Here is a 25,145-nt window from a genome sequence, read left to right on the forward strand (position 1 = left end):
CGCTCCGAAGCGCAATACGGAACGTGGCTGGGAGGAACCGTATTGGGATCGGTAGGAATGGCTTTACATCACAAACTGTGCCACGTGCTGGGCGGCAGCTACAATCTGCCGCACGCGGAAACGCACACGGTAGTTCTGCCGTATGCGATTTGGTACAATGCCGGCCATGCGCCGGAAGCGATGAAAGCGCTCGCCCGGGCATTGGGCTCCGATGTGAGCGATGTCGCCGGTTCCATCTACGACCTGTTGAAGTCGATGGATGCTCCAACCTCGCTTGCAGAAATCGGAATGAAAGAGAAGGATCTCGATGCAGCGGCCAAATTAGCCACGCAGAATCCTTATTATAACCCTCGTCCAATCGATGAAAAGTCGATCCGGCAATTGCTGGAGTATGCCTATAACGGCCAGCGGCCGGTGAAAGGAAAGGCTCTTTGACTACAGGCGTATGTCTGAATAAACCTTAGTCCCGCATTCGACGGGGCTAAGGTTAAATTATTATCGTCTACAATCAACGGCTACCCGTTAACGCATGGGAAAGATAATCTGGATCGTACGGATAAGCAAATGACTATGAATTTCCGTATAGACGGCAAACAATGGAGCGTGTGAGATGAGATTGACCGACGAAGAGAAACGGATGCTGGATGGCAGCGACGGGCCCGCGGTGCAAAAGGCGATGGATTTGCTCATACGCTACGGAGAGGCTTTGGGGGCGGAGAAATTAGTGGAAACCTCCAACGTGAGCACAACGGTAGTCGCTTCCAGCGGCTACATGCGGGATTATGCGGCTAAGTACGGATTCGACGCGTTATTTTCCGAGTTTAACCTGGACAGTCAGGAGGCTGTTGAGATTCCGATGGTCAAAACCCACTCCTGTCAGCTGATCACCGGTTTTGATGCGCAGCACTGGGAGCAGATGGGCGGCACCCCTGACCGTGTGAAGTCCATTAAAGAGCATGAAGAATACAACGCTTCGATCGGCATCCAGCTGATGAGCACCTGTACGCCCTACCAGGTCGGGAATATACCGGTGAAGGGGGAGCACTGCGCCTGGATGGAATCTTCTGCCGTCGTGTACATCAACTCGGTGCTCGGCGCCCGCACCAATTGTGAAGGGCGGGAAAGCACGGGGGCGGCGATGCTGACAGGGCGAATCCCTTACTGGGGCTACCATGTGGACGAAAATCGGCTGGCGACTGATCTGGTGGAAGTCGAATGGGACGTCGAGAGCATGCTCGATTGGGGTCTCCTCGGTTACTACGTCGGTGAAGTCGCGGGCGATCGGGTGCCTGTGCTGAGCGGGGTTCGGCATGTTCCGAATTCTTATCGGATCAAGCATTTTGGGGCGTCCGCCGCTTCCTCGGGCGGTGTGGAGCTGTACCATATCCCGAAAATAACGGCGGAAGCGCAATCGGTTGAGGAGGCTTTAGGAGGGAAGAAACCTCAGTTCAGCTTCAAGTTTGGCCAAGAGGAGAGACAACGGGCGTATAACCGGTTGAACATATCGGCCAAAGATACGAAGGTCGATTTCATTATGCTGGGCTGCCCGCACGCGTCCATCGAACAGATCTGGGAAATTTGCAAGCTGCTGAAAGGAAAGCGGGTCCACAGCGGCACGCAGCTTTGGATCTTCACACCGCGGGCGATTCGGGAATTGGCGGACCGGAACGGATATACCCAGATCATTACCGACGCAGGAGGTTTTTTGATGAGCGATACGTGTCCGGCGCTTGGGCAAGTACTGCCGCCGGGTACGAAGGTGGTGGCCACCGACTCGGCGAAGCAGGCGCACTACCTGCCGGCGATTATGGGGATCCAATGCTGGTTCGGATCGCTTGAGGATTGCGTCCGGGCAGCGATAACAGGGAATTGGGGAGGAGAATTGCGATGACGAAAATTGTTCTTCACGGAAGAAAAGTGGTCGGCGGATGCGCGGAAGGAGAGGCGCTTGTTACCAAGGATACGATATCCGGCTGGGGCGGCATTAATCCGATGACCGGTACGATTATTGAACTGCAGCATGAATTGAGAGGCCAAAGCTTTAAAGATAAAGTGCTCGTGTTTCCCGGCGCGAAAGGATCGTCCGGCTGGTCCGCCTATTTCCACATGGCGCGGATGGTGGGGGCGGCTCCCAAAGCGATGATTTTTAACGTGATGACGACGAAGGCGGCCTTGGGTACGGTGGTTTCTCATGCGCCCACGGTTACGGGGCTGGATCAGGACCCGCTGGATATTATCGAAACCGGCGATTGGGTCAAAGTAGATGGCGATAACGGAATCGTAGAGATCACCAAAAAAAATGCGGGGAGTTAGGCTTTGCGCTCATGTAATATGTAACAACCATAACGGAGCTGCGCGGGTTGCGCGGCTCCGTTTGCTGTCTGGGTCCGAAGAACAACAAATCGACGGCTGCATGATAAGGCTGCAAGCGCAGCCTTTTGTCGCATGAGACGGGAAAAGGATGAAACATCTCTCAAGGCTGCGGGAAATAAGGCACCTGCCGAAGGAAAACGCTCTCCACCTTCGCTACGATCGGCCCTTCCTTTTCCGTTTCGCTCTTCATTTCTTGCCAATGCTTAATGTGAAATGAGCGAATCTGTCGTTGATCGCCTGCATTTTTCCGGGGTGGATGTCGTAAATTCGAAGCTCATATATCATGAGGCATTGTCCTCCGGCGGGTATTTGCTGTAATTGAATACGAGAGGGTCATGCCCGGGCAACACAAAATCGGCAATCTCCTCAATCCTCTTGAAGCTTTGGAAGTATTCTTCGAGATCCCAGTGAATCCCGTTGGGGAGGTGGGGCATATGTGCAGTAGGCCAGTTCCAGTTTTCAAACAAGGGGACGGTGTCACTGGCGATCACGTAGGTGCCTTTCGCGGTTTCAACGGCAACGCTCATGCTTCCCGGAGTATGACCCGGCGTCGTAAACAAGAATATACCTTCCGTAAGCTGTTTGTCGCCGTGAAGGATATTGTATTTGGTGTCGGTGATGAAGCTTGGCGACATGCCGATCGCCATCGATTCGTAGGCTTTCATATGAATCGGAAGCGGGTCGATGGCATAACGCAATTCTCTGCCTTGAACGTAAAATTGGGCGTTCTCGAAAAGATGATTGTTGTACACATGGTCCCAATGCAAATGTGTCGTAATCACCGCCTCAACCTTACTCGGATCACACCCCTTACTCCTCAAGGCAACCTCGGGCTCTTGCTCGGACGACCGCGTGAATGGAAAATGATACTTCGTCGAAAACTCCGGGTCAGGAGCCCCCGTATCCACAATCAATTGGCGTTCGCCATCCGTTACGAACCAGACGATATTCGGAACGTACATTTGAACACCGCAATTACGCATATAAGTGAACTCCGATTTATCGACGGTCAGCGTCCCCACGTCTACAGGTACGATCTCCCATTTGCTCATGCCGAAACCTCCCCAAGGTTATAAAACCGCTTTCATGAATAGATGCGGTACAAGTTAAACCATCCGAGAAACCGAGCGATATGGACGTAACACCCCCTTATAAAATCAGCGCAGATTTTTGAAGGTTAGTTGCCATCTTGTCAAGCACATAGTAAAATATCCATGTGTGAAAGTCAATATTTAATTTCTAAGGTTCAAAATTCGGACTTTTCCGGGGAGGTGCACCTATGACCAAAAACAAAGTTGTTATTAAATCCATGAATATTCTGCAATTATTCGAGCATTCAGAAGCCTTGTCTATCAATGAAATGGTAACCATAACGAATTTACCTAAAACATCGGTGATGCGTATGGTGAGCTCTCTGGAGGATATGGGGTTTTTGTCTAAACGAAGCGACCGAAGATATGTTCTCGGGCTCTCTCTTCTTCATTACGGTCATCTCGTTGCCGAGCGTCTGGATTTAAGGAAGGTTGCTCTGCCGCTGATGAACCAGCTTCGCGACGAAATGGACGAAGCCGTTAACCTTTCGGTGCCTGAGGAAGAAGAAGCCATTTATGTCGAAAAAGTAGATGCAAGAGCCAGCCAAATGGTTCGTGTCTTTACGCGTATCGGCCGCAGGGCGCCATTCTATGCCGGAGCCTGCCCGCGAATCATTCTTGCCAATATGGACGAAGACCGCGTGAACGCGTACCTGGAATCGATTCAACCGGTCCAGATTGCTTCCGGCACCATTACGGATAAGTCACAATTGCGCGAGGTCCTCGTTAAGTGCAGGCAGGACGGTTATTCGATCAGCTTTTCAGAATTGGAGAATGGTGCGGCTGCCATCGCTGCGCCGATTTTTAACCACAAGGGCGAGGTTATAGCAGGCCTTAGCATTACCGGACCAGACTACCGGTTTAGGGAATACCTGGTAAGCGATGTCATTCAACGTGTGATGCATACAGCAGCGGAAATATCGAAGCGTGTGGGCTGGAACCCGGACACCCTAAAGCAAATGGGGTAAAGGGAGCCTGCGGTTTCGGCTAGTAACGCTGCTTTACCGGCTTTGGTGCAGCCTCTCCCGCCAAACACCCTACCTAAGGGAAGGGAGAGGCCCGGACCGTGAATCTCTTCCATCCTCCCTGCCTTCATCTCCTGCGCCCAGCGCAGCCCGCCTTGTCATTTCGCCAATATTCCTGCCCGAAGAACGAACGGTTTTAACTCCTTAAAGATAGGGTGGACATTCATTTATTTTATGCTGAGCTTGCGGCAGTATGTCCATTTTTTCAAAAAAAGTCCGAAATTCGGTTTTGGAAAATTAAATATTGACTTTCGAACAGGTGTAATTTACTATGTGCTTAACACGATGACCCCGAGCGTAATTCATGGCTTTCATGGATCAGCAGGAGAGCAAATAAGAAGTTTAAAGGGGGCGTTCAGTCTTCAGAACGGAAATCTTATTGGCGAATAAACAATGTGATTTATTATTGTAAACGCTTACAAAATTAAGATCGTTACACCAACTGCCAAATCGAAATGCAACTTGTTTTCTGAAACTGCTTACCCTCAAGTAATCCAGGAGTTCATAAGGGAAGGTGGCTCGATATGTCAAATTTACAACCTCAGACGGGTACGGGGACGCTCCCTGCGCGCCGTGGTTACAAATCGGCATTCATAGGTGCACTGGTGGGCTGGATTTTTGATTATTATGAAGTCGCGCTAATGACTTTTCTAATCGTTCCTATCGCTGCGGCATTTGGCCTGTCTGGGGGGCAAACAGCGCTTGTGTTTTCGATTCAGTTGTTGGCGATGGCCGTGGGCGGCATCGGATTTGGCATGTTGGCGGATAAATACGGACGAAAAAATATTTTGTTCTGGACCATCGTCGTCTATTGCGTAGGTACGTTGGCCCGGGCTTTTACCTTCAACTATGAGTGGCTCATCATCTGGACCATCATTGCCGGACTTGGCATCGGCGGCGAGTATGGCGTCGGCCAAACGCTGGTGTCGGAAGTCGTGCCGAAGGAGAAACGCGGCTGGTGGGGAGGGCTGCTGTATGGCGGTATCTACTTCGGCATCGCTCTCGCCGCCGTTGTCGGGGGTTATGTTGCGCCTGCGATCGGCTGGCGCTGGACCTTGGTGCTTTCAACGCTTCCGATCCTGATTGCGATCTATATCCGCAAAACGACACCGGAGTCGGAAGTGTGGCAGAAAAAGGTCGAAAAGACCGGCGTTGACTGGAGTCAAATTTTTAAAGCGAGCTTCATGGTTCCGTTTTTCAAGTGCCTGATCGCTGCTTGTCTTCAGTTCTTCGCCTACTACGGGATCACCACATTTCTGCCGACCTATCTGACGAAACAGGGTCTGTCCATCACGCACGCCTCCTGGTGGGTCTTATTCTCCGCTTTGGCCGGCCTTGTGGGCAATGTAGTCGCTTCCTACACGAATGACCGCTGGGGCAGACGTGTTACGTTATGCTATCTCGCGGCCACCGCTGCGGTCGGAGGCATTATTCTTTTCTTGACTTGGCAATACCTCCTTACCTCTTCCTGGATTCTCCTTCCTTTCTTCATCCTCTACTTTGGTTGTAATGCCGCAACCGTGTTTGGCGTCCTGTTTAGTGAGATGTTCTCTTCTGATTTGCGCTCCACCGGTGTTTCGGCAGCTTTGCAGATCGGCCGTGGTCTGGCGTTCTTCCCTCCGCTCATTGCGGCGAGCATGTCGGCTGCATGGGGATATCAATCCGTTGTTCTGGTAGGCGCGCTTGAGTTTTTGGCACTCGCCGCATGGGCTTGGGTGTTCAAAGAGACGCGCGGCATCAAGCTCGATTAACCCGGGAGTCGCCTGACGCTCCTGTGTTCGGGCTCGGGCGCTCCTCACGCTCGCAGTTACACGTTGTCCATCTCACTTAGAGGAGGGGGTAAGCGATGAGTTCGCAAACGCCGCCAATTACACAAAAATCGAATCGGGTCGACGGCTTTCAGAAGGTTCGTGGCGAAGCGCGGTATACGGATGACATCACCTTGCCGGATATGCTCTATGGGGCCGTCTTGCGAAGTCCCTATGCACATGCGCGTATCGTATCGATTAACACCGAGGAAGCCGCCCGATTGCCCGGTGTTGTTGCCGTTATTACGGCAAAAGACATTCGAAGCGGCACATTTGGCCGGATCGTAAGGGATATCCCGGTTCTTGCGAGCGACAAGGTTTTGTTCGCGGGCGATCGCGTCGCTGCCGTCGCCGCCACAACAAGAGACATTGCGGAAGAAGCCTTGGCGCTCATCGAGATGGAGTACGAACCGCTTCCGGCCGTTTACGATGCCAGAGAGGCGCTGCAGGAGGGGGCGCCTATCCTGCACGACTCTCCATGGAATTACAAGGGAGCCGTCACGAAGGATACCGATGCTGCGAATTTGCAATCCCGCATATGCTTGTCGAACGGTGGAGACGTATCCGAGGCGTTGGCCCGTTCGAAGTATGTCTTCACTGAAACGTTCACAACGGCGGCTCGTCACCAGGGGTACCTGGAACCGCACTCCTGTATCGCCCGAGTCCTTGGAGATGAGGTTGAAATTTGGGCGCCGAACAAGTCACCGTACCGGCTTCGCCAGCAAATGGCCGATTGGCTGGCGATTGACGCGTCGCACGTTCACATTCATCCTGTTTTTGTCGGCGGCGACTTTGGAGGTAAAGGCTCTCCTATGGAAATTCCGTTAACGATCGCCCTTGCGAAAGCTACAGGGCGCCCGGTGAAGCTTCGAATGACCTATGCCGAAGACCTGATGGGAACGAATCCCCGGCATTCGGCTTCCGTTAAGGTTCGTCTAGGTCTCGATGAGCATGGCAAATTTACTGCGCTCGATGTCGACGCGGTGTTGAACGGCGGCGCTTATGCGGGGTACAAGGCAGGGGTTAACGTGAACCTTATCGGGATTCCGGACGCGGGTTCCGCTTACCGTATTCCGGTCGCCCGTATTCAAAGTACGATCGCCTATACGAACACCGTCCCCCGTGGCCATGCCCGTGCGCCAGGCTCGGTTCAGATGCACTTCCCTGTGGAAAGTGTGATCGATATGGCTGCACGCCAGCTTCAGATCGATCCGCTGGAGCTGCGGGAGCGGAATATGCTTCAGGATGGAGACCCTTCTCCCACCGGCGATCACTTTCTGGAGGTCCGTTCCCGGGAGACGCTTGCAGCCGTGAAGGAGCTTGCGGACAGCGTGCCTGTTCGCCCGCTTCCGAAGGAGGGAGAGTGGGTGCGGGGCACCGGGTATGCCTTCTATCAAAGGCCGACACACGGCGGTATAACTGAAATCGGACTGGAGCCCACGAGTTCCGGACAATTAGTTGTGCATGTTCCGTTCCCTGACCAAGGGGGCGGACAAATGACGCTCGGCCGCAACATTTTAAGCCGGCTGTTATCACTTCCGGGCGAGCTGATTACCGTTCGCCAAGCTGAGACCCATGAACTGAACTACGATACGGGTTGTGGGGGAAGCCGTGTGACGGTCACGGCCAGCGAGGCGTTTCACAAGGCAGCCAAGCTGCTTGTGCAGGAGCTCCAAAGCCGGTTCGGCTTGCCGGGCACGTATGAGCTGCCCGATCTTCGGGCCGCCTTGGCCCGGTTCGCACGGGAGAGGGAGGGCGACTGGCTTCGTGTCGGTCATGATGCCAGTGAAATCGAACATGTCTGTTCCTACAACGTAACCCTGGCAAGAGTTCGCGTTGACCTTGGAACCGGTCAAATTGTCGTGGAGGATCTCATCGCAGCGTACGACGTGGCGGGCATTATCAATGAGGCGTCACATTACATCCAGTTGGAGGGCGGCGTTGTTTTTGGCTACGGCGAGGCTGTTCTCGAGGACTTGGTCATTGAGGAAGGCCGCGTTACCCACGCCAGTCTGGGCGAATATAAGCTGCCGTCTCAAGAGGATATTCCAGCCGTTCACATGTCTTTGGTCGAAGGCGGACGGGGCATTGGGGCGGAAAATATTAAGGCGGCAGGCGAATTGTCCAATGTAGCGGTCCCGGCCGCCATTGCCAACGCGATCGCGGATGCGGCAGGCGTGCGGATGAAGCAATTGCCGATCACCGCCGAGAGCGTGTACTTCGCGCTTCGCGGGAAGGAGGAGGCACAATGACGCAATCGATTCAGCTGCAGGTAAACGGCCGCCGTATTTCGGCCGAGGTGGATGAGGGCGAGCTATTAATCGACTTTCTGCGCAATCAGCTTCAGCTGACAGGTACGAAGGAAGCATGCTCCATCGGAATTTGCGGACTATGCACGGTGCTTGTCAACGGGAAAGCCATCAGCTCCTGCCTGATGCCGGCCGTATTTGCCCATGAAGCGAATGTGTTTACCGCGGAAGGGCTTCGTATGCTCACGGATCAGGATACGCTTCCGGAAGCTGCGCCGGATCCGAGGCTGTGGGCCATTGTGCAGGAAACATTCGTCGAATGCGAAGGACTCCAGTGCGGCATCTGCACACCCGGGCAAGTTATGTCGGCCGTCAGCCTGCTTCGCGAGCATCCCGATCCGACCGAAGAGGAGATCCGCCGGTACATGGCCGGGAACCTATGCCGGTGCACGGGCTACTTGTCGATCATACGGGCGATTCAACTTGCTGCGCAGAAATGGGGGGCTGAACGTGCCGTCCTTTAAGCTTACTGTTCCGAGCAGTCTTGACGAAGCCTTATCGTTGTTGAATCCGGACGACGACGTCCTCTTGTGGGGCGGCGGGGTGGCGTCGACGATTCTTATGAAACAAAAGCTGCTTGCGCCCTCCGTCGTGATCGGTTTAGAACGCGTGCAGGAATTGTACGGAATTACACAGGAGGAAGACGGGAGCCTCCGGTTGGGGGCCATGGTACGGCTGCGTGACATGGAGCTCTCTCCCTTGCTTGCCGGGTTGCTTCCAAGCTTGTCCGAAACGGCCAAAGTCATTGCGAACGTCCGCGTCCGGAATGCCGCCACGCTCGGCGGCCACCTCATCCACGCGGACCCGGCGCAAGACTTGCCGCCTATGCTGCTGGCCTTGGATGCGGCCGTGAAGCTCCAATCGAAGACGGGTCAACGCATCGTCGCGCTGAACGAGTTTTTTGCAGATACGATGGAAACGGTCATTCGTCCCGACGAAATTCTGGTCGAGGTCGCGATTCCGGCCAAGGCATTGGCCCGGGCTTCCCGTTATGTAAAGTTTCGGCCCCGCAGCCAGGACGATTACTGTACGGTCGGGGTCGCAGCGAGCATCGCCTATGAAGCGGACGGCAGCACGGTCCGTGAAGCATCCGTTGCTGTAGGCGGTGCGGGACCGGTTGCGTGCAGATTTCCCGATGCGGAAAGGCTCCTGGTAGGCAAATCCTTAACGAAGTCCCTGTTAAACGAAGTCGCTGAGGTTGTTCATGAGCAAGCTGAGCCATGGGACGATGCGCGAGGAAGCGAAATTTACAAGCGCGACATGGCGGCTGTCTGGACGAAGCGCGTGCTTGCTTCGTTGGCTGGAGATCCGACAAGTGAGGAGACGATCGCGTGAAGTTTTTGTATAAAATCGCTGTAGCGAGCGAAGCTGCGCAGACGTGGGAGAAGATGCAGGATACGCTTGCGATGGTTCACTGTATCCCGGGCGTTGAGGAGGCCGATGAAACTTCGGAAGGCCATTATGACGTGAAAATTGTGACGAAGCTCGGACCGGTTTCGCTGCGGTTTAACGGCAGCGCAGAGCTGGAGATTCATCAAGAGGAGCGGGCCATGCAAGCGGGCGTTACCATGAGCGATTCCCGCTCCGGTAATGTGTACGGTCAATTCACGATGAGGCTGGTTCCGGATGAGGCCGGCAACGGCTCGATCCTTCAGATCGACGCCGATATTGTGATAGCCGGCAAACTGGGCGAGCTTGCACAGCCGCTGATCAAGCGAAAGGCAGACCAGATTGTCCAGGAGTTTTCCAAAAAACTGACCAACTACCTCGAAACGGCACAGTAAGCATCGCGTGGGCAAAAACAACCAAATAAAAATGACCGGGGGAGTGACGAATCTTGAGCAATTCGAATCGGGTATGGTTTACCGATGTGGCGGCGCGTGACGGATTTCAAATCGAGCCCCAGCGGGTATCGACGGAAACGAAAGTTGAGACGATTAACGCGCTGGGCGCGGCCGGCGTACCGTGCATTGAAGCTACTTCCTTTGTCCATCCCAAGGCCGTGCCGCAGATGGCTGACGCCGAGGAGGTCATGAAGCGCATCACCCGGTATCCGGGAACGCGCTATACCGTGCTTGTGCCCAATTTACGCGGCGCAGAGCGGGCTTTGGCGTGCAAGCCGGACATGATTACAACCGTCGTTTCGGTGAGTGACAGTCACAATCGAGCCAATATCCGCCGCCGCACCTTCGAAACGTTGAATGAATTCGAGCAGGTGGCGCACCTCGTCCATTCGGCCGGCGTCACCCTGCAAGGGGCGATGAGCACGACGTTCGGCTGCGCCTTTGAAGGGCGGATTCCGCTGGAACGGGTACTGGAAGTCGTAGAACATTACGTGGCGCTTGAGGTGGATGGGGTTGTCTTGGCCGATACGACCGGGATGGCTAACCCGGCCCATGTACGTCAGGTCATTCGCGCGATTCAGGATCGTTGGCCGGACCTGGAATTGCATATGCACTTCCATAACACAAGGGGGATGGGCTTGGCTAATGTGTATGCGGCCTACCTGGAAGGCGTCCGCCACTTTGAAGGCTCGCTCGGCGGGATCGGAGGCTGCCCCTTTGCTCCGGGGGCCACTGGAAACATTTGCACCGAAGACGCCGTGCACATGTTCATGGAGATGGGAGTGGAGACTGGCATAGACTTGGATAGGCTGCTGGAAGCATCCCGGGATATGGAGCGGGCCTTGGGTCACGAACTGCCGGGTCAGGTCATGAAGGCGGGCAGAACGCTTGATCTTCATCCCTTGCCGCCTGGTGAGGCGGGTTAAGCGCGGTAGGTTCAATCGTACAAGGAGAGGTGAAAGCTGTGAGTGAAAAATACTATGAGGATGTCGACGAAGGGCAAATATTAACCCCGCTGCAGCGAGGCCCGATGAATACGATGCTGATGATGCGTTGGTCCGCATTTCAGGAAAACTGGCATCGTATCCATTACGATTATCCATTCGCTACCGGGCATGACGGGCTGCCTGACATCGTGGTCAGCGGCTCATGGAAGCAGCATATGCTCGTTCAGATGTTGAAGGAGTGGGCTGGACCGCTGGGCTGGATATGGAAGGTCAAGTACGAATATCGCGGTTGGGATGTAGCCGGGGACGTATTGACGGCGGGCGGCCGCATTGACCGGAAAGAAGTTCAAGACGGGCTCGGCTGTATTCATTGCACCATCGGGATCGAGAATCAAAGAGGGGTGCGTTCTACAACGGGCGAGGCCGTTATTGTTTTGCCCATGCGGGAAGGCCGGAAGATTCCGTACCCGTTCGTGCCGCCCCGGCAAGCTGCGCAGGACGGAACGCTGGAATAGCCGTGAAGCATGGACGACAACAGCCGCATCATTACCGTAAGGAGGATCTGTTGCATGAATTATATAACTTCAGAGGTTCGCTCCTTTATCGGACGCGAATCGGAACCGGTTGTCGCTTGGGACCCTGTGGAAACAGGCGCAATTCGCCGAATGGCTCAGGGGATTATGGACGACGATCCCGTCTACTGGGATCAGGACTATGCCAGCACCACGAAGTTTGGCGGCGTCATTGCCCCGCCGCTTTATCCTATGCACGCGATCCGGCGACTTCCCGGCACGCCCGATCCCTTGGTGTTCAGCGATGCGGACCCCGACTTTGACGGTGCGGGTCAATCGCACGGGGAAGGGCTGGGGCTGCCTCCCGTCCCGATTCCTTTAACGCGATTGATCAATGGGGGCAACGAGGTCGAGTTTTATGCCTTTGCGCGCCCGGGTGATCGGATTGTGGCGACAAGCCGGTACCGGGATATTTACCAGAAGGAAGGATCGTCCGGTCCGCTTGTGTTTGTAATAACCGAAACGTCCTTTACAACCGAGAAAGACAGCACGCTGCTGATGATCAGCCGGCGCATTCAAATTTTTCGTTAACGCCGAGTACGCAGCATGGAACCGGCGGTGCAGGGGAGGTTAGTCGGATATGTATCCGTTATTAGAGGGCGTACGGATTCTGGAGGTAGGAAAGAGCGATTCGGCGCGATATTGCGGTAAAATTTTGGCCGAATTGGGTGCGGAAGTGTCGATGCTCTCAAGCATCGGGACGGCTCGCGCAGAGCAACGCGACAACCAAAGTCAACCTAGGCGCACACGGGAAGTGTTCGACCGCTACCTGAACCAAAACAAGGCAGTCCGCACCGGAAGCGGGCGGCTGGCGGACGAAGAAGAAATCAAACGGTGGAGCGAAGAAGCCGAGCTGTGCATTCTAGGTTATGAAGCTGCCGATATGGCACACCTGCCGTCAGCATTGCTGGCCGGAGGCACGAGTGTCCTCGCCATTACGCCGTTCGGGCTGACAGGGCCGAACGCCCATGCTCCCGGCGGAGATCTTATAGCCAGTCACGCTGGAGGATATGCTTATCACCTGGCCTTTCCCAGCAGCTCTCCCGATGACAATCCGCCTAAACGCGGTCCGGCCGGACAATCGCTATTATTCGCCGGGCTCATCGGCGCGGTAGCGGCCATCGGCGCTCTGCTTGGAACCGGGCGAGGCCAGCCATCGACATTCATGGACCTGTCGGAGCAAGAGGCCGTTGCTTCCTTATTATTCGAGGAATTAGCCGCCTACAATGAGGGCCATCTGCCCGCTGCGAGGCAGGTGGAGAACGCGGCGGAAGGTACGCCGGTTGCCGGAGGCTTGGTAGGCATTATGCCATGCGCCGACGGATTTGTCATGTGTTCCCCCCGCGAACAGCACCAATGGGATCGGGTTGTGGAATGGCTGGGTCGCCCCGGTTGGGCTGCGAGGCCCGAATTTGCAAGCCCGTCGTCAAGGATGCAGCATTGGTCTCAATTACAGGCCTATTTGAGCGAACAGACCCGTCACATGACGAAGCGGCAAGTTCACGAGGAGCTGCAGAAAAATAAGGTGGCGTGCTTCCCTGTCAATACGATTAAAGAAGCTTTTGCTATTGAGCAGCTTGACTTTCGGAAGTTTTGGCACACCTTGAATCCGGAAACAAGCGGACCTGCCGTCGTCTTGCCGGGGCTGCCTTTTTTGTTGAAAAGTACGTAGGTCTCGTTGATTGGCGACTCCTTTCATAAGGCAAGATTGCTCCAATCGAAGGGGAGGTAAGCAACCCGATGCTGCTTAAAGGTATCCGTGTGGTCGATTTTACTTGGGTCGTAGGAGGGCCGATTGCTACGCAATATTTAGGCCTGATGGGGGCGGAGGTCATTAAAGTGGAGTCAGCTACCCGGCCGGAATATCGGAAGCGAAGCGGATGGTTTCCTGCATTGAATGGTTCCAAGCTTAGCTGTACCCTCAATCTTAAGGAGCCGGAGGGCCAGGAATTAGTTAGAGAGCTGATTCGGAAGAGCGATGTGGTGGTTGAGAATTTCTCGACAGGGGTTACCGAGAAGCTGGGTATTGATTACGCACGGCTCCGTCCGATCAATCCGCGGCTCATCATGCTGTCGATGTCCGGTTTAGGGCGGGAAGGCCAGGCGCGGGATCTTCTCGGGTACGGATCGCTGCTGCAAGCGTACAGCGGGTGGACGTCATTGGTCAAGGAAACGGACTTGAGCGTCGAAGGGATGGGCGTCCGTCCGCCGTTGACGGATCATGTTGCAGGCGTTATGGGCGTGCTCGCCATATTGGCTGCGTTAAGGCGGCGCGACCAGTCCGGGCATGGAGCGTTGATTGACTTGTCCCTGCTGGAGTCGATTATGACGCTGCTGGTCGAGCCGCTGATTGAGGTGTCTTTGACCGGCGAATCGCCCCCGGTGGTCGGCAACGGTTCGCCCCATGCCGCCCCGCACGGTTGTTACGCTTGCTCGGGCGAGGACCGGTGGATCGCTTTGGCTATCTATGATGATGACGAGTGGGAGCGATTGGCCGATTTGATGGGGAACCCGGGGTGGGCACGGTCTTACCGCACAGGCGCGGAACGTTTGGCAAATTCGGAGCTCATCGATCGCACAATAGCGGGGTGGACCCGGTCCTGGGATTGTCATCAACTGGCGGAGCGTCTCAGGGAAATTGGAATTGCCGCTGCAGCGAGCAGCTCTTTTCACGACTTAGTCGCGGATCCGCATCTCCTGGATCGGGGGTATTTCACTCCGCAAGGCGACCAGACCGGCACATGGGTCAGGGGGCTCCCCTGGATCGATTCGCGCATGCAGCGCGGACATATACGGCCAGCCCCCGGTTTGGGCGCCGATAACGAATATGTGTTCAGGCAGCTATTGCAATTGAGCGATGCACAAATGGACGATTTGCGTTTCCGGGGCGTCTTGACATAAGGCGCAGCTTCCATTCCGGTCAAACCAAGGGAGGGTCATGTCATGGAAAAACAGGTTGACTTCGATATTGTGATTGTCGGCTGCGGCGTCGCAGGAGCGGCTGCCGCTCTGTCTGCAGCGGAACATGCCAAGCAAACCGGAAAAAACGCGCGCATTGCCATACTGGAGCGGACCGATTATCACCATCGGGGCGGAAACTCCCGCTGGACGGCAGCATTCCTGCGCATGGAGAGCCTGGAACGGACAGCAGACAACTTTGTCGAGGATATGCTGTCGTTCTCAAGCTATTATTCGGATAAGAAATACATCGAAACTCTGGCTGAACATGCTGGCGAAACGCTCAAGTGGGTGCATGAAAAAGGCGTCGATTTTGACCACCTCCCGACGATGTTTCTCACTTCTTCCAAACCGCGTTTACTGCCCGTCGGCGGGGGGCGCGCCATTATCGATTGTCTCTTGCGGCGTGCCGAAGCGCTTGGCGTACAAATGATTTATGAAACGACCGCCTGGCAGCTGCTGCTGGACGATGAAGGCGCGATAGAAGGGCTTATGGTCCGCGTTAAGGGCGGAACCTCGTACCGGCTCGGAACGAGAACCGTCATTCTCGCAGCCGGCGGATTCCAGGGCAATCCCGAAATGATGGCGCAATATATCGGCAGAGACGCCCATCAAATTCCGACCATAGCGGAAGGCGGGCTGGCCAACAAAGGGGAATGCATCCGGATGGCGATGGCCATAGGGGCCAAAGGGGCAGGTCAGTGGGATTCCTTCCATGCGGAGCCTGTTGACCCGCGAAGCAAGCGGGAAGAGGCTACCGTCATGACATACCCGTATGCCATATTGGTGGACCGGAACGGCAGGCGTTTCCTGGACGAAGGGATCTCCACGGTGGATGAGCAATACGAATCGGTTGCGCGAACGATCTTCTATGACTTGCCGGGCCGAATGGCTTATATGGTGTCCGACCAAAAGATGTTCGCCATTCCGAATTACGAACGGGCGCTGCAAACCGAACAACCGCCCATCGAAGCGGACACGATTGAGGAGCTTGCCGGGAAAATCGGGGTACCGCCGGAAAATCTCGGTGAAACGGTGCGGGCCTTCAACGAAGCGATCCAGCCTGGACCTTTCTACTGGGACCGGAAGGACGGTAAACATACCAGCGGGATTACACCGCCCAAATCGAACTGGGCGATTCCGATCGATCAAGGTCCGTTTATCGCCTACCCGGTCATCTGTTCCAATGTGTTCTCCTACGGCGGCTTGTTCACGGACACGGATGGACGTGTATTAACGGGCGATAACGATGCCATTCCGGGTTTATATGCCGCCGGTGAAATAACAGGTCTTTATTACGGCAAGTATCCCGGGGCCACGTCTGTCCTGCGCGGGCTTGTGTTTGGCCGCCGGGCCGGGGCGCATGCGTTAGCCTATGGGCTAAAGTAGAATCGGTATGCGATTCCGCGTGCCGCCCTTCATGCCGCATTTGATGCGGCAAGGCTGCTCTTAATGGACGGAACAAGCGAGCGTATTCCGATGCTGTCCTGGGAAGACCGGCAATCGCTAGTGAGATTCCCGGAATTATCGGAGCTTGAGAAGCGGTATCAGGATTAAAACCGGAGGTAGAGTGACCATGAACGATGCTTACCGGATTTTAAAAAAAATGAAAGAAAAAAAGGAACAAACATTTGCTCTGGCGACGATCGTTCATGTGGACGGTTCGGCTTACCGGCATGCGGGAGCTAAAATGCTGATCGGGGAAGACGACAGTCTATACGGGACCCTTAGCGCCGGATGTCTGGAAGAGGATTTGGCTTATCATGCCCGGGAGGTGCTTCAGACCCGGCAGCCGCAGACGTTAATTTATCATTTAAAGGCCGAGGATGATTTATCCTGGGGGCAGGGAGCGGGCTGCAATGGGAGTATTCAGGTGTATGTGGAGCCTTGCGAATGGGAAGCCAGGCCGCGCTTTCAGGATGAACCGGTATGGCCTCAAGTGGAATCGCTGCTGGATTCGGGTAACAAGGTCGCAAGTGCAAAAATAATAGGCGAAGATAACGGCCAAAGCGTACCGCTCTTTTATGCGGACAACGGCACGGTACTTGGGGACGCGGATCAAGAAACGAGGCGGAGAATCATCCCCGGACTCAAGAGGTTTTTGCAAAGCGGGCAAAAGCTGCAGGTCGTTAAGCCAGCCCATGCCGAAGCCGATCTCTTGTTCGAATTGTATGAGCCCCGGGAGCAGCTCTATCTATTCGGAGCAGGGCCCGATGTAGAACCGATTGTCCGGCTGGCCTCCAGCCTGGATTTCTATGTTACCCTCATTGATCCCAGAAGCAGCCGCTGCAACAAGACGGTATTTCCGGCGGCGGATCGATGCATACCCGAACATCCGGAAGCTTATTTGCAAACGAATCCGATACCGGGGAAAAGCTATGTGCTCATCATGACGCACAGCTTTCAGCGGGATCGGCATATTTTACGTCATCTGCTTTCATCGCCCCCCTATTATGTAGGGGTACTCGGGCCTAGACGAAGGACAGAACGTCTATTCTTGCCCGATGCAATGCCGGACTGGGTTCATGCTCCGGTAGGACTGCGCATCGGCGCCGAAGGACCTGAAGAGATCAGTGTAAGCGTCATGGCCGAGCTGCTCCAAATCAGGAATCGAAGGTAACGCGAGTAAGGAGTGAAACCATACCGGATATGGGCGCGATCGTAGCGGTTATTTTAGCGGCGGGGATGTCAAGGCGAATGGGACAGCCCAAATTGCTGCTGCCTTTTTTGGGGAAGCCTCTTTTTCGTTACAGTGTGGATGCGGCTATCCAGGCCGGTTTGCAGCCCGTAGTGATAGTCGGAGGCAGCCGCATGGAGGAGCTGCTTCGGCATGTCGCGGACTGCGCGGACATCGAAGGCATCGAGAACAAAGATTATCAATCGGGCATGGCTTCTTCGCTTCAAGCCGGCCTGCAGGCGGTAAAGGGGCGTGCCGATGCCGCGATCGTATTTTTGGCGGACCAGCCTCTCGTAGCTCCTGTCGTCATCAACGAGATCGTACGGCATTATAATCTTCATCGCCATGAGGGGATTCGTATTGTACGACCCGAGTATCAAGGACGTCCCCGACACCCCGTTTTGTTCGATGCCGATTTGTTTGCCGAGCTGGAACATATCCGGGGCGATGAAGGCGGAAAATCCATCCTGATCAAACATCGTTCCCTGCTGCACGTCGTTCCATTCGCTAATGAGCAATGGGGGATGGATATCGACACGCCCGACGATCTGCGGAAGCTTGAAAAAATAGCTTATGCAGATGGCGGTGAAGACGGGCCGAAGTGAGCTTCGGCCCGGTTATAGCCGTCATCGTTATAAGCGGTTGTCCGGCTATTCTTGGCGCAAATAACGCTTGTCCTTCAAAAACAGTTTCCAAAACAGGTAGAAAGCCGGGCCGAGAATGAGCAGTCCGATGACATAGGCGACAAGCAGAGCCCGGAATGTGCTGGGATTGGTGAACCCTTCCTCCACCGTCAAGTACGGATAGATGATGTACGGAAGATGCGAGAGGCCGTAGCCGATGCTGGCGAAGGCGTACTGGACGATAATCGCCGTGAACGCGACTCGCGGCACACCCGGCCCGCCATCCGGCCGGCCCCACAGCAAAGCCGTGTATCCAAAGACGAATGCGAGAATCGAGAAGATGAACCACAGGCTGTTGCGTTCGATGGCTTCCACGATCCAGTACGCCTCCGGCACCATGCCAAAGGTGGTGATGACCGCAAAAAACAGCGTGAAGGGACCGAGCCAAATCGCTGCTTTGCGGTACAGCCTGTAAGCCCCGTTGTCTCCCGATTCGTTGGAGTAATCGGCCAGAAACAACGCGGCCAGGTAGAGCTCGGTGGACAAGCCGAAGCCCAGGTGGGTCCAAAGCGTCCGGGAAGCCAGCAGCTGGCCGAAATGCAGCGAAGGCACGCCATCCACGATGTCGATGAAGCCGCCTAGCGAAATCGGCAGTACGGCTACAAGCAATCCGGGGATAAGAAGACCGGTCACGCCGGAGACGACGTTAAGCTCTTTGCCGTATCTTTTGGAGGAATAAGCGTATACCATAAAGCTGCTTCGGATCAACAGCAGGATCAGAACCAAGCTCACCGGCAGCAGCAGGGCGGTTCCCAGCATGGCGACGGCCTTCGGGAAAAAACCGACCAGCGCGACCACCACCAGAACGAGAAACGTATTGGTCACTTCCCAGGTCGGCGACAAGAATCGGTTCGCCAGCGCCCCCGCATTCGTCGCGTCGCTGCGGCCGAATACCATCCCCCAGAAGCCAGCCCCGAAATCGATGGAGCCCAGAATGGAGTATACGAATAACAGCAGCCAGACGAGCATAATCGCGAGTGTCGGTTCAGACATGAGTCCGTACCCCCTCATCGTCCAGCACCGGCATCTGCGGGTTCAGCTCTTTGGAGGCCGGATGGCGCTTGAAGTAGTAGAGCAGGACGAAAGCGGTCAGAAACAGCAGAATCACGTAAATGCCTACAAATAGCGCGAACAGCAGTCCCAGGTTGCCCGTTTTGGTGGCGGCATCCTTCGTGAGCTGCATGTGGTAAATCGTCCACGGCTGGCGGCCGGTGCAGCTGAAGATCCAGCCCGTTTCGATGCCGATAAGAGATAGCGTGCCCGAGCTTGCGAGAAGCCACAGCCCCCATCGGGGCAGCGTCCGCTTCAGCACGTAACGCCAAACCAGGGCGCCGAAGGACAAGCCGATGAGCACCATGCCGATCACGACCATAATATTGAACAGCGTATGAATATAAAGCGGCGGCCACAGCTCTTCGGGGTATTCGTTCAATCCCTTCACGACCGTATCGAAGCTGTTGCCCGCCAGGAAGCTGAGCGCCCCCGGAATTTCGATGCCGCCCTTCACTTCTCCCGATTCCGGGTCGGCCACCCCAAATATAGCGAGCGGCGCATGGTCCGTCGTTTCGAACAGTCCCTCCGCGGCGGCCAGCTTCTCCGGCTGGTAATGGTGCAGCATTTGCGCGGTGGCGTGCCCGTTCAACGCCGTGAACAACGAGAGCGCCCCGCCCACGACCAGCCCGAGCAGCAGGCTCCGGGAATGGTATTCGCGCTCTTCCGCCGATCTCCCCCGTTTCAACAGCTTATAAGCGGCCAACGACACGATGACGAACGCTCCCGTCATATAGGCGGAAGATAGGACATGCAGCGCCGTCGTATAGAGGCTCGGGCTGAAGATCGCCGCGATCGGGTCCACGTTCGAGACTACGCCGTTCACGAGATCGAATCCCCGCGGCGTATTCATCCAGGCATGGGCGTCTGTGATGAGGACGGCGGACGCACTGGCTCCCAAGGCAACGAAAAAGACGCTGACGATGCGAAGCAGCGGCGAGAGTCTATCCGCGGCGTACACATAGATCGACATGAATAAAGCTTCAAGCAGGAAAGCCCAGATTTCCACCTGAAAAGGCACGGCGATCACCTGGCCCACGATGGCCATAAAGCCGGGAAACAGCAAGGACAGCATGACCCCGACGATCGTGCCCGATGGAATCGCCACCCCCAGGATGATAGCAAAGCCTTTGGTCCAGCGCTTTGCCAGAATGGCATAATATTTATCTTTCCGGATATGGTACATCAGCTCCGCGAATAAGACCATGATGGGGATTCCAACCCCGAGCGTCGCAAAAATAATATGAAATGCCATTGAAGTGCCGAACAGAGCGCGGGCCAATACAACGTTATCCATTGTTTAAACGCTTCCCTTCAAACCACCGTTGGAATGTGTTCCTTCATCGAAGTTAATATGAACGGAAATGTCCCAGAATATGTATAAATATCCTGTAACGGATTTTCAAACCAACAAAGCTCGAAGAGATGATGATTGTTTATTCGGAACGAGGAGGATAGAATAGACAGAGAATGATTTTCGGGGAAGAGACGGAAGGGACGAGGGAAGTTCATGCTAATTCCAGTAGCAAGTCATATCGATAAAGTGGTCATTGCATTCCCGCAAGGCGGGGACGTCAATTGTTATCTCCTGAAGGGGGAAAGCGGGTACACCCTGGTCGATACGGGAATTCATTCCGAATCGGCGATCCAGCAATGGGAGAACGTGCTCGCGAACGGACTGACGATCGACAAGGTCGTGCTTACGCACACGCATCCCGATCATATCGGATTGGCAGGCTGGTTTCAGAAGCGCCTGGGGGTTCCTGTTATCATGTCGCGGATCGGGTACGAGACGATGCGCAAGGCCTATGAGCTATGGCTGGCCTATGCGGACGGCGAGAATGAGCCGTATCGGTTTTTACTGAAGCATGGCGGACCTGCCGTGCCGTACAAGCGAATGCTGCAGCAAGCGAGCGCCGGGTTTATGGAACCTGACGGACTCTTCGAGAACGGAGAGGAAATCCGCCTTGGCGACGGCATGTATGAAGCGTTATGGACACCTGGACATGCATTCGATCATTATTGCTTTTACGATCGCGAGAACGGCCGCCTGCTTGCAGGTGACCATGTGCTCGGCGATATTTCGCCCGTGATCACGCTTTGGTCCGATGACGGGGGAAATCCGCTTGAAGATTATTTCCGATCCTTGGAACAGATAGAGAAGATTTCGGCAGAGCTTGTCCTTCCTGGCCATGGGGGGCTAATTTCCGATTTGAAGCAGCGGGTATCGGAGATCCGGGACGGTCATCATGTTCGCATGCGCCAAATCATCGATATTCTCGGAGAAGAGGAAATGACCGCGGGCGAAGTGAGCCGAATCGTATATAACAACCAGGATGACAACGCCCGATTCATGATGGAAATTCAGTCGTCGCTCGCCCGTTTGACTTACCTTGAATCGCGGGGAGAGGTGTCTTCACGGCTTCAGGACGGGAAGGTGTTATTTGGCATCGCCCGATCCTGATGTTGTTTTGTAAATCCAATGTCAAAAAATTGTCCAGGACTTGGGGCCGGTCGCCAAAAAGGACCGTTTCTGCAAGAAACAACCCTTTGGCTAGGAACAAGGCCGGTTTTCAAGAACTATTCCTACTTGACACATAGGATTTATTGAATTAGTATTATTCAAAATGCCGACTAGACCACTAGAGGATTTCAATTCAAAGTATCGCTTGAATTGAAATCCTCTTTTTTTATGAAGAACATCTTAAAATTCAGACAAACATGAAAACGACTGTGGAAAAAGCCCTTTTCATGAATAAAGAAAGAATGGATTATAGCGAAATCATCTTGGAAGGAAAAATCTCATGAAAAAGAAGAAAATGCATTTGCTCCAGTATATGATGCCGCCTGCCACTCATCATAGCAGCGCAACGTGGAAACACCCACGGAATATGACGATGACGAATGCCTTTCAATGGAATCGTCCGGAGATTTGGCAAGAGATTGCCCGCATCGCCGAAAGAGGCAAATTCGATGCCGTATTTTTTGCCGATACGGAAGGCATCTATTCCGAGTATGAGAACAGCTACAAAAGTGCCGTGCGCTATGCCTCGCAAGTACCGTGTTATGAACCGTCGGTATTGATGTCATTTATGGGTGCGGTAACCAAACATATTGGCCTGACCATGACGTTTTCGGTGGCAGGTTATCCACCATACATTCTTGCGCGAAAACTGGCCACGTTGGATCACCTGTCACGCGGACGTGTCGGCTGGAATGTCGTCACTGCTTTTCATAAGAATGCATCCGAAAACCTTGGGTTGAGTGTTGAACAATATCATTTATCCCACGATCAGCGCTATGATCGGGTGGATGAGTATATGGAGGTATGTTACAAGTTATGGGACAGCTGGGAGCCGGATGCGATCGTGATGGATGCGGAAAACAACATATTTGCCGATCCGGAAAAAGTGCATCCGATTAATCACGAAGGAAAATGGTTTAGCTGCAAAGGCCCACTGAATATTGATCGTTCCCCGCAAGGATACCCGGTCATCCTTCAGGCTGGACAATCGTCGCGTGGAATCCAATCTGCCGCCAAACACGCCGAGCTTATCTTTACCCTTCAACCTGATCGCGAAGCAATGAAGGCTTATTATAATCGTTTGAAAGAAGAGGCAGTGAGAGTTGGGCGCGACCCGGATGATGTCAGGGTATGTTTTGGGCTGCAAGTTTTTGTCGGAGAGACAGAGGAAATTGCCCGCGCTAAAGCTGCTCTACACAATGCTCTCGTTCCGGCTGAAGCGGGGGTAACGATCTTGTCCGGACACTTGGGCTACGATTTGTCCAAACACCGACTTGACGAATTAATTGCTGATTTAAAAGTGCCAGGTATTCAGGGAATGATTGACGCTTATAAAAACAGTAGCTCTGCAAATGCAACCATTCGTGAGGCAGGGATGTTGCATGGCCGTGGCGTCATGACTCCCCAGTTGGTTGGATCGCCAGAGCAAGTTGCCGATTGGATGGAAGAGACAATGAATGAAGTGGGGGGAGACGGCTTTCTCTTAAGTCCAGCCTATTTGCCCGGTTCGGTGGAAGAGTTTGTGGAGTTGGTTGTGCCGATTTTACAAAAACGCGGGTTGGCCAGGACGGAATATGTTGAAAACGGAACATTGAGGGATAATATGAGGGCGCTTAACGCCTAAAAACGAATTGTATCTACCAGAAGATCAAACAGGAGTTTAATGGCAGTAATTTGAAAAACCTTTGCCGGAAATATGCGCCCGAGCGATCGGCAAGTGCGTCATATCCTTAACACGCCATAGTATGCGAATCGCCTGAAAAGCAGGGGTGCAAAGACACCCCTGCTTTCACTTCGATTTTGACAGCTATTTTGAGAAAACAACCCTCCGGAATAATTAATGCTTCCAATTCCAAGGGGCGTTATATTATAATTAGCAAAAAAGAAAGCGCTAACAGAGGAGGCGGGAAGATGGAACTAGCGTTGACGTCCGCGCAGCACCAGAAGCTGTCGATCACGCCGCAGCTGCGGCAATCGATGGAAATTTTGCACATGTCCTCGCTTGACTTGAGCGAGTATATAAGGGAGCACACGGCCGATAATCCTTTTATCGAAATAAACGCCGATCCCTATAAAGCAAAGTTCGGCCCATCTATGAAATATAGAAGCCTCTCCCCGAATGAATGGTGGTTAAATAGGAATCACAAGACTGAGAGCACCCTGGAGTCGGCTCTTCTGGAACAAGTGAAATATTTGAACCTCGACAAAGTAACCTTCGAGTTATGTACGCTTGTCATCGGCAGTCTGGATGAGAGGGGATACTTGCTTCAACAAAAGGAATGGATCGTCGAGCGTCTGGGCGTTTCGATCGAACAGGTAAACCATGCGGTGCAAATTATACAAAGCCTGGAGCCCTATGGTCTGGCTGCTTCTTCGCTGGAGGAATGCCTGCTTATTCAATTGGACCAGCTGGGGGATACGGATACGTTAATTCGCGATTTGGTCCGGTATGATCTGATGAGCATCGCCAAAGGCAAGATCCAGCAGTTGGCTAAAAAATACGCGACGGATGCTGCCGACATTCAGCAAAGGATCGACCGGATAAGCAAGCTCAACCCAAAGCCAGGCTCGATATTCAGTAATGAAAATCCTCATTATATCATTCCGGATCTTGTTCTGAAGAATACCGGACATACGATACAGCTATTCATCGAAGAACAATCCCTTCCCCAACTTTCATTAAATACCTACTATCTCGACATGATGAAACAAAACGATTCGAAGGAAGTATCCGGTTACCTGAAGAAAAGATGGCAAGCCGCCAAATGGGTGATGCAATGTATCGATCAAAGAAAAATGACGCTATTGAGAGTAGCCGGCGTTATTTTTGAAAGGCAATCCGAATTTTGCAGGAAAGGTCCGTCATTTATTCAGTCCATATCCATGAAGCAAGTCGCCGATATGCTGGACATCCATGAATCGACGGTTAGCCGCTCGGTCAACAACAAGTATGTCATGACGCCATGGGGATTGTATGAATTGAAGCATTTCTTTACCTCCTCCATTAAGCAGTCGGACGGGGAATCCGTATCCGCGGTACAGATGAAAGAACGGATTCGCGAAATCATCCGACAAGAAAATAAGTCGGCCCCGCTGTCGGATCAAAAAATTGCCGAGTATTTGCAAAAGGAAGGGCTCACGATTTCGCGACGAACCGTCACGAAGTATCGGGAGGACTTGAACATATTGTCGACCGCCCAGCGGAAAAAGTATTGAGCGGTTGCAGGGTTGGCATCGGGCAGCCGCCGTCATCCATAAGAAGAGCCGTTTCCTTCCTTCCATGG

At 54.0% G+C, this 25,145-nt stretch carries 23 protein-coding genes; 20 read left to right on the forward strand and 3 right to left on the reverse strand.

All coding sequences use genetic code 11. From position 1 onward, the window contains the following. The 3 genes from FKP33_RS08550 to FKP33_RS08560 all read left to right on the forward strand — a co-directional run. On the forward strand, positions 1-435 hold a 435-nt coding region (locus tag FKP33_RS08550), incomplete at its 5' end, for a dehydroquinate synthase/iron-containing alcohol dehydrogenase family protein (RefSeq protein ID WP_141334539.1). A 175-nt stretch (positions 436-610) separates the two neighbouring features. After that, positions 611-1,891: an aconitase X gene (locus FKP33_RS08555; RefSeq protein WP_141334541.1), complete on the forward strand. Its 1,281-nt coding sequence runs from the start codon at positions 611-613 to the stop codon at positions 1,889-1,891. Continuing rightward, positions 1,888-2,313, forward strand: coding sequence for an aconitase X swivel domain-containing protein (locus FKP33_RS08560; protein WP_127606601.1), 426 nt, complete (start codon positions 1,888-1,890; stop codon positions 2,311-2,313). The genes FKP33_RS08555 and FKP33_RS08560 overlap by 4 nt, the downstream gene beginning before the upstream one ends. Before the next feature lie 341 nt (positions 2,314-2,654). Here FKP33_RS08560 and FKP33_RS08565 read toward each other — a convergent pair whose 3' ends face one another. Continuing rightward, a complete protein-coding gene (locus FKP33_RS08565) occupies positions 2,655-3,425 on the reverse strand; it encodes an N-acyl homoserine lactonase family protein (RefSeq protein WP_054795343.1) in 771 nt (256 codons plus the stop codon). A gap of 227 nt (positions 3,426-3,652) precedes the next feature. Here FKP33_RS08565 and FKP33_RS08570 point away from each other — a divergent pair, with 227 nt between their 5' ends. From FKP33_RS08570 to FKP33_RS08635, 14 genes are all read left to right on the forward strand, one after another. Beyond that, a complete protein-coding gene (locus FKP33_RS08570; RefSeq protein ID WP_127606598.1) occupies positions 3,653-4,432 on the forward strand; it encodes an IclR family transcriptional regulator in 780 nt (259 codons plus the stop codon). A gap of 581 nt (positions 4,433-5,013) precedes the next feature. Next, complete coding sequence (locus FKP33_RS08575; RefSeq protein WP_127606596.1) at positions 5,014-6,240, forward strand: MFS transporter; 1,227 nt, start codon at positions 5,014-5,016, stop codon at positions 6,238-6,240. Positions 6,241-6,335: 95 nt separating this feature from the next. Continuing rightward, positions 6,336-8,549 carry a xanthine dehydrogenase family protein molybdopterin-binding subunit gene (locus FKP33_RS08580; protein WP_127606594.1) on the forward strand — a complete coding sequence of 738 codons (2,214 nt, stop codon included), beginning with the start codon at positions 6,336-6,338 and terminating at the stop codon, positions 8,547-8,549. Beyond that, complete coding sequence (locus FKP33_RS08585) at positions 8,546-9,070, forward strand: (2Fe-2S)-binding protein (protein ID WP_054795348.1); 525 nt, start codon at positions 8,546-8,548, stop codon at positions 9,068-9,070. Before FKP33_RS08580 ends, FKP33_RS08585 begins: the two co-directional genes overlap by 4 nt. Then, positions 9,057-9,941 carry an FAD binding domain-containing protein gene (locus FKP33_RS08590; protein ID WP_164751771.1) on the forward strand — a complete coding sequence of 295 codons (885 nt, stop codon included), beginning with the start codon at positions 9,057-9,059 and terminating at the stop codon, positions 9,939-9,941. Before FKP33_RS08585 ends, FKP33_RS08590 begins: the two co-directional genes overlap by 14 nt. Further along, on the forward strand, positions 9,938-10,390 hold the full coding sequence (locus FKP33_RS08595) for an SRPBCC family protein (protein ID WP_127606591.1): 453 nt from the start codon (positions 9,938-9,940) through the stop codon (positions 10,388-10,390). The genes FKP33_RS08590 and FKP33_RS08595 overlap by 4 nt, the downstream gene beginning before the upstream one ends. A gap of 53 nt (positions 10,391-10,443) precedes the next feature. Continuing rightward, the gene (locus tag FKP33_RS08600) at positions 10,444-11,376 is read left to right on the forward strand and encodes a hydroxymethylglutaryl-CoA lyase (protein WP_141334543.1); all 933 of its coding nucleotides are present in this window, start codon (positions 10,444-10,446) and stop codon (positions 11,374-11,376) included. A 38-nt stretch (positions 11,377-11,414) separates the two neighbouring features. Further along, on the forward strand, positions 11,415-11,912 hold the full coding sequence (locus FKP33_RS08605) for a hotdog family protein (RefSeq protein ID WP_127606587.1): 498 nt from the start codon (positions 11,415-11,417) through the stop codon (positions 11,910-11,912). Between the two features lie 54 nt (positions 11,913-11,966). Further along, positions 11,967-12,500, forward strand: a complete 534-nt coding sequence (locus FKP33_RS08610) for an FAS1-like dehydratase domain-containing protein (protein ID WP_181410090.1) — start codon at positions 11,967-11,969, stop codon at positions 12,498-12,500. A gap of 49 nt (positions 12,501-12,549) precedes the next feature. Continuing rightward, positions 12,550-13,641, forward strand: a complete 1,092-nt coding sequence (locus FKP33_RS08615; protein WP_141334547.1) for a CoA transferase — start codon at positions 12,550-12,552, stop codon at positions 13,639-13,641. A gap of 68 nt (positions 13,642-13,709) precedes the next feature. After that, positions 13,710-14,870 (forward strand): CaiB/BaiF CoA transferase family protein, encoded by a 1,161-nt coding sequence (locus tag FKP33_RS08620; RefSeq protein WP_141334549.1) that lies wholly within the window; start codon positions 13,710-13,712, stop codon positions 14,868-14,870. A gap of 42 nt (positions 14,871-14,912) precedes the next feature. Then, on the forward strand, positions 14,913-16,316 hold the full coding sequence (locus FKP33_RS08625) for an FAD-dependent oxidoreductase (RefSeq protein ID WP_127606581.1): 1,404 nt from the start codon (positions 14,913-14,915) through the stop codon (positions 16,314-16,316). A 187-nt stretch (positions 16,317-16,503) separates the two neighbouring features. Next, on the forward strand, positions 16,504-17,547 hold the full coding sequence (locus tag FKP33_RS08630) for an XdhC family protein (protein WP_141334550.1): 1,044 nt from the start codon (positions 16,504-16,506) through the stop codon (positions 17,545-17,547). 29 nt (positions 17,548-17,576) lie between these two features. Beyond that, on the forward strand, positions 17,577-18,209 hold the full coding sequence (locus FKP33_RS08635) for a nucleotidyltransferase family protein (protein ID WP_141334552.1): 633 nt from the start codon (positions 17,577-17,579) through the stop codon (positions 18,207-18,209). Positions 18,210-18,254: 45 nt separating this feature from the next. Here FKP33_RS08635 and FKP33_RS08640 read toward each other — a convergent pair whose 3' ends face one another. Both FKP33_RS08640 and FKP33_RS08645 read right to left on the reverse strand, forming a co-directional pair. Continuing rightward, positions 18,255-19,280: a cytochrome d ubiquinol oxidase subunit II gene (locus tag FKP33_RS08640; RefSeq protein ID WP_127606575.1), complete on the reverse strand. Its 1,026-nt coding sequence runs from the start codon at positions 19,278-19,280 to the stop codon at positions 18,255-18,257. Further along, complete coding sequence (locus tag FKP33_RS08645) at positions 19,273-20,634, reverse strand: cytochrome ubiquinol oxidase subunit I (protein ID WP_141334554.1); 1,362 nt, start codon at positions 20,632-20,634, stop codon at positions 19,273-19,275. Before FKP33_RS08645 ends, FKP33_RS08640 begins: the two co-directional genes overlap by 8 nt. 213 nt (positions 20,635-20,847) lie before the next feature. On the opposite strand from FKP33_RS08645, the gene FKP33_RS08650 reads away from it, so the two are divergent. The 3 genes from FKP33_RS08650 to rpoN all read left to right on the forward strand — a co-directional run bounded on the left by FKP33_RS08650 (position 20,848) and on the right by rpoN (position 25,077). Further along, positions 20,848-21,801: an MBL fold metallo-hydrolase gene (locus tag FKP33_RS08650; protein ID WP_054795357.1), complete on the forward strand. Its 954-nt coding sequence runs from the start codon at positions 20,848-20,850 to the stop codon at positions 21,799-21,801. Between the two features lie 340 nt (positions 21,802-22,141). Continuing rightward, the gene (locus FKP33_RS08655) at positions 22,142-23,485 is read left to right on the forward strand and encodes an LLM class flavin-dependent oxidoreductase (RefSeq protein WP_141334556.1); all 1,344 of its coding nucleotides are present in this window, start codon (positions 22,142-22,144) and stop codon (positions 23,483-23,485) included. 287 nt (positions 23,486-23,772) lie between these two features. After that, positions 23,773-25,077, forward strand: coding sequence for an RNA polymerase factor sigma-54 (gene rpoN / locus FKP33_RS08660; protein WP_141334557.1), 1,305 nt, complete (start codon positions 23,773-23,775; stop codon positions 25,075-25,077). The last annotated feature ends 68 nt before the right edge of the window (positions 25,078-25,145 follow it).

The sequence above is a fragment of the Paenibacillus sp. tmac-D7 genome, from assembly GCF_006519665.1.
Lineage (GTDB): Bacteria > Bacillota > Bacilli > Paenibacillales > NBRC-103111 > Paenibacillus_G > Paenibacillus_G validus.

What these genes read in the sequence shown, in the direction of transcription:
- FKP33_RS08555 (WP_141334541.1), top strand. Translation starts at nt 611, where the DNA reads ATGAGATTGACCGACGAAGAGAAACGGATGCTGGATGGCAGCGACGGG.
- FKP33_RS08560 (WP_127606601.1), top strand. Translation starts at nt 1,888, where the DNA reads ATGACGAAAATTGTTCTTCACGGAAGAAAAGTGGTCGGCGGATGCGCG.
- FKP33_RS08565 (WP_054795343.1), bottom strand. Translation starts at nt 3,425, where the DNA reads ATGAGCAAATGGGAGATCGTACCTGTAGACGTGGGGACGCTGACCGTC.
- FKP33_RS08570 (WP_127606598.1), top strand. Translation starts at nt 3,653, where the DNA reads ATGACCAAAAACAAAGTTGTTATTAAATCCATGAATATTCTGCAATTA.
- FKP33_RS08575 (WP_127606596.1), top strand. Translation starts at nt 5,014, where the DNA reads ATGTCAAATTTACAACCTCAGACGGGTACGGGGACGCTCCCTGCGCGC.
- FKP33_RS08580 (WP_127606594.1), top strand. Translation starts at nt 6,336, where the DNA reads ATGAGTTCGCAAACGCCGCCAATTACACAAAAATCGAATCGGGTCGAC.
- FKP33_RS08585 (WP_054795348.1), top strand. Translation starts at nt 8,546, where the DNA reads ATGACGCAATCGATTCAGCTGCAGGTAAACGGCCGCCGTATTTCGGCC.
- FKP33_RS08610 (WP_181410090.1), top strand. Translation starts at nt 11,967, where the DNA reads ATGAATTATATAACTTCAGAGGTTCGCTCCTTTATCGGACGCGAATCG.
- FKP33_RS08615 (WP_141334547.1), top strand. Translation starts at nt 12,550, where the DNA reads ATGTATCCGTTATTAGAGGGCGTACGGATTCTGGAGGTAGGAAAGAGC.
- FKP33_RS08620 (WP_141334549.1), top strand. Translation starts at nt 13,710, where the DNA reads ATGCTGCTTAAAGGTATCCGTGTGGTCGATTTTACTTGGGTCGTAGGA.
- FKP33_RS08625 (WP_127606581.1), top strand. Translation starts at nt 14,913, where the DNA reads ATGGAAAAACAGGTTGACTTCGATATTGTGATTGTCGGCTGCGGCGTC.
- FKP33_RS08630 (WP_141334550.1), top strand. Translation starts at nt 16,504, where the DNA reads ATGAACGATGCTTACCGGATTTTAAAAAAAATGAAAGAAAAAAAGGAA.
- FKP33_RS08635 (WP_141334552.1), top strand. Translation starts at nt 17,577, where the DNA reads ATGGGCGCGATCGTAGCGGTTATTTTAGCGGCGGGGATGTCAAGGCGA.
- FKP33_RS08640 (WP_127606575.1), bottom strand. Translation starts at nt 19,280, where the DNA reads ATGTCTGAACCGACACTCGCGATTATGCTCGTCTGGCTGCTGTTATTC.
- FKP33_RS08645 (WP_141334554.1), bottom strand. Translation starts at nt 20,634, where the DNA reads ATGGATAACGTTGTATTGGCCCGCGCTCTGTTCGGCACTTCAATGGCA.
- FKP33_RS08650 (WP_054795357.1), top strand. Translation starts at nt 20,848, where the DNA reads ATGCTAATTCCAGTAGCAAGTCATATCGATAAAGTGGTCATTGCATTC.
- FKP33_RS08655 (WP_141334556.1), top strand. Translation starts at nt 22,142, where the DNA reads ATGAAAAAGAAGAAAATGCATTTGCTCCAGTATATGATGCCGCCTGCC.
- rpoN (WP_141334557.1), top strand. Translation starts at nt 23,773, where the DNA reads ATGGAACTAGCGTTGACGTCCGCGCAGCACCAGAAGCTGTCGATCACG.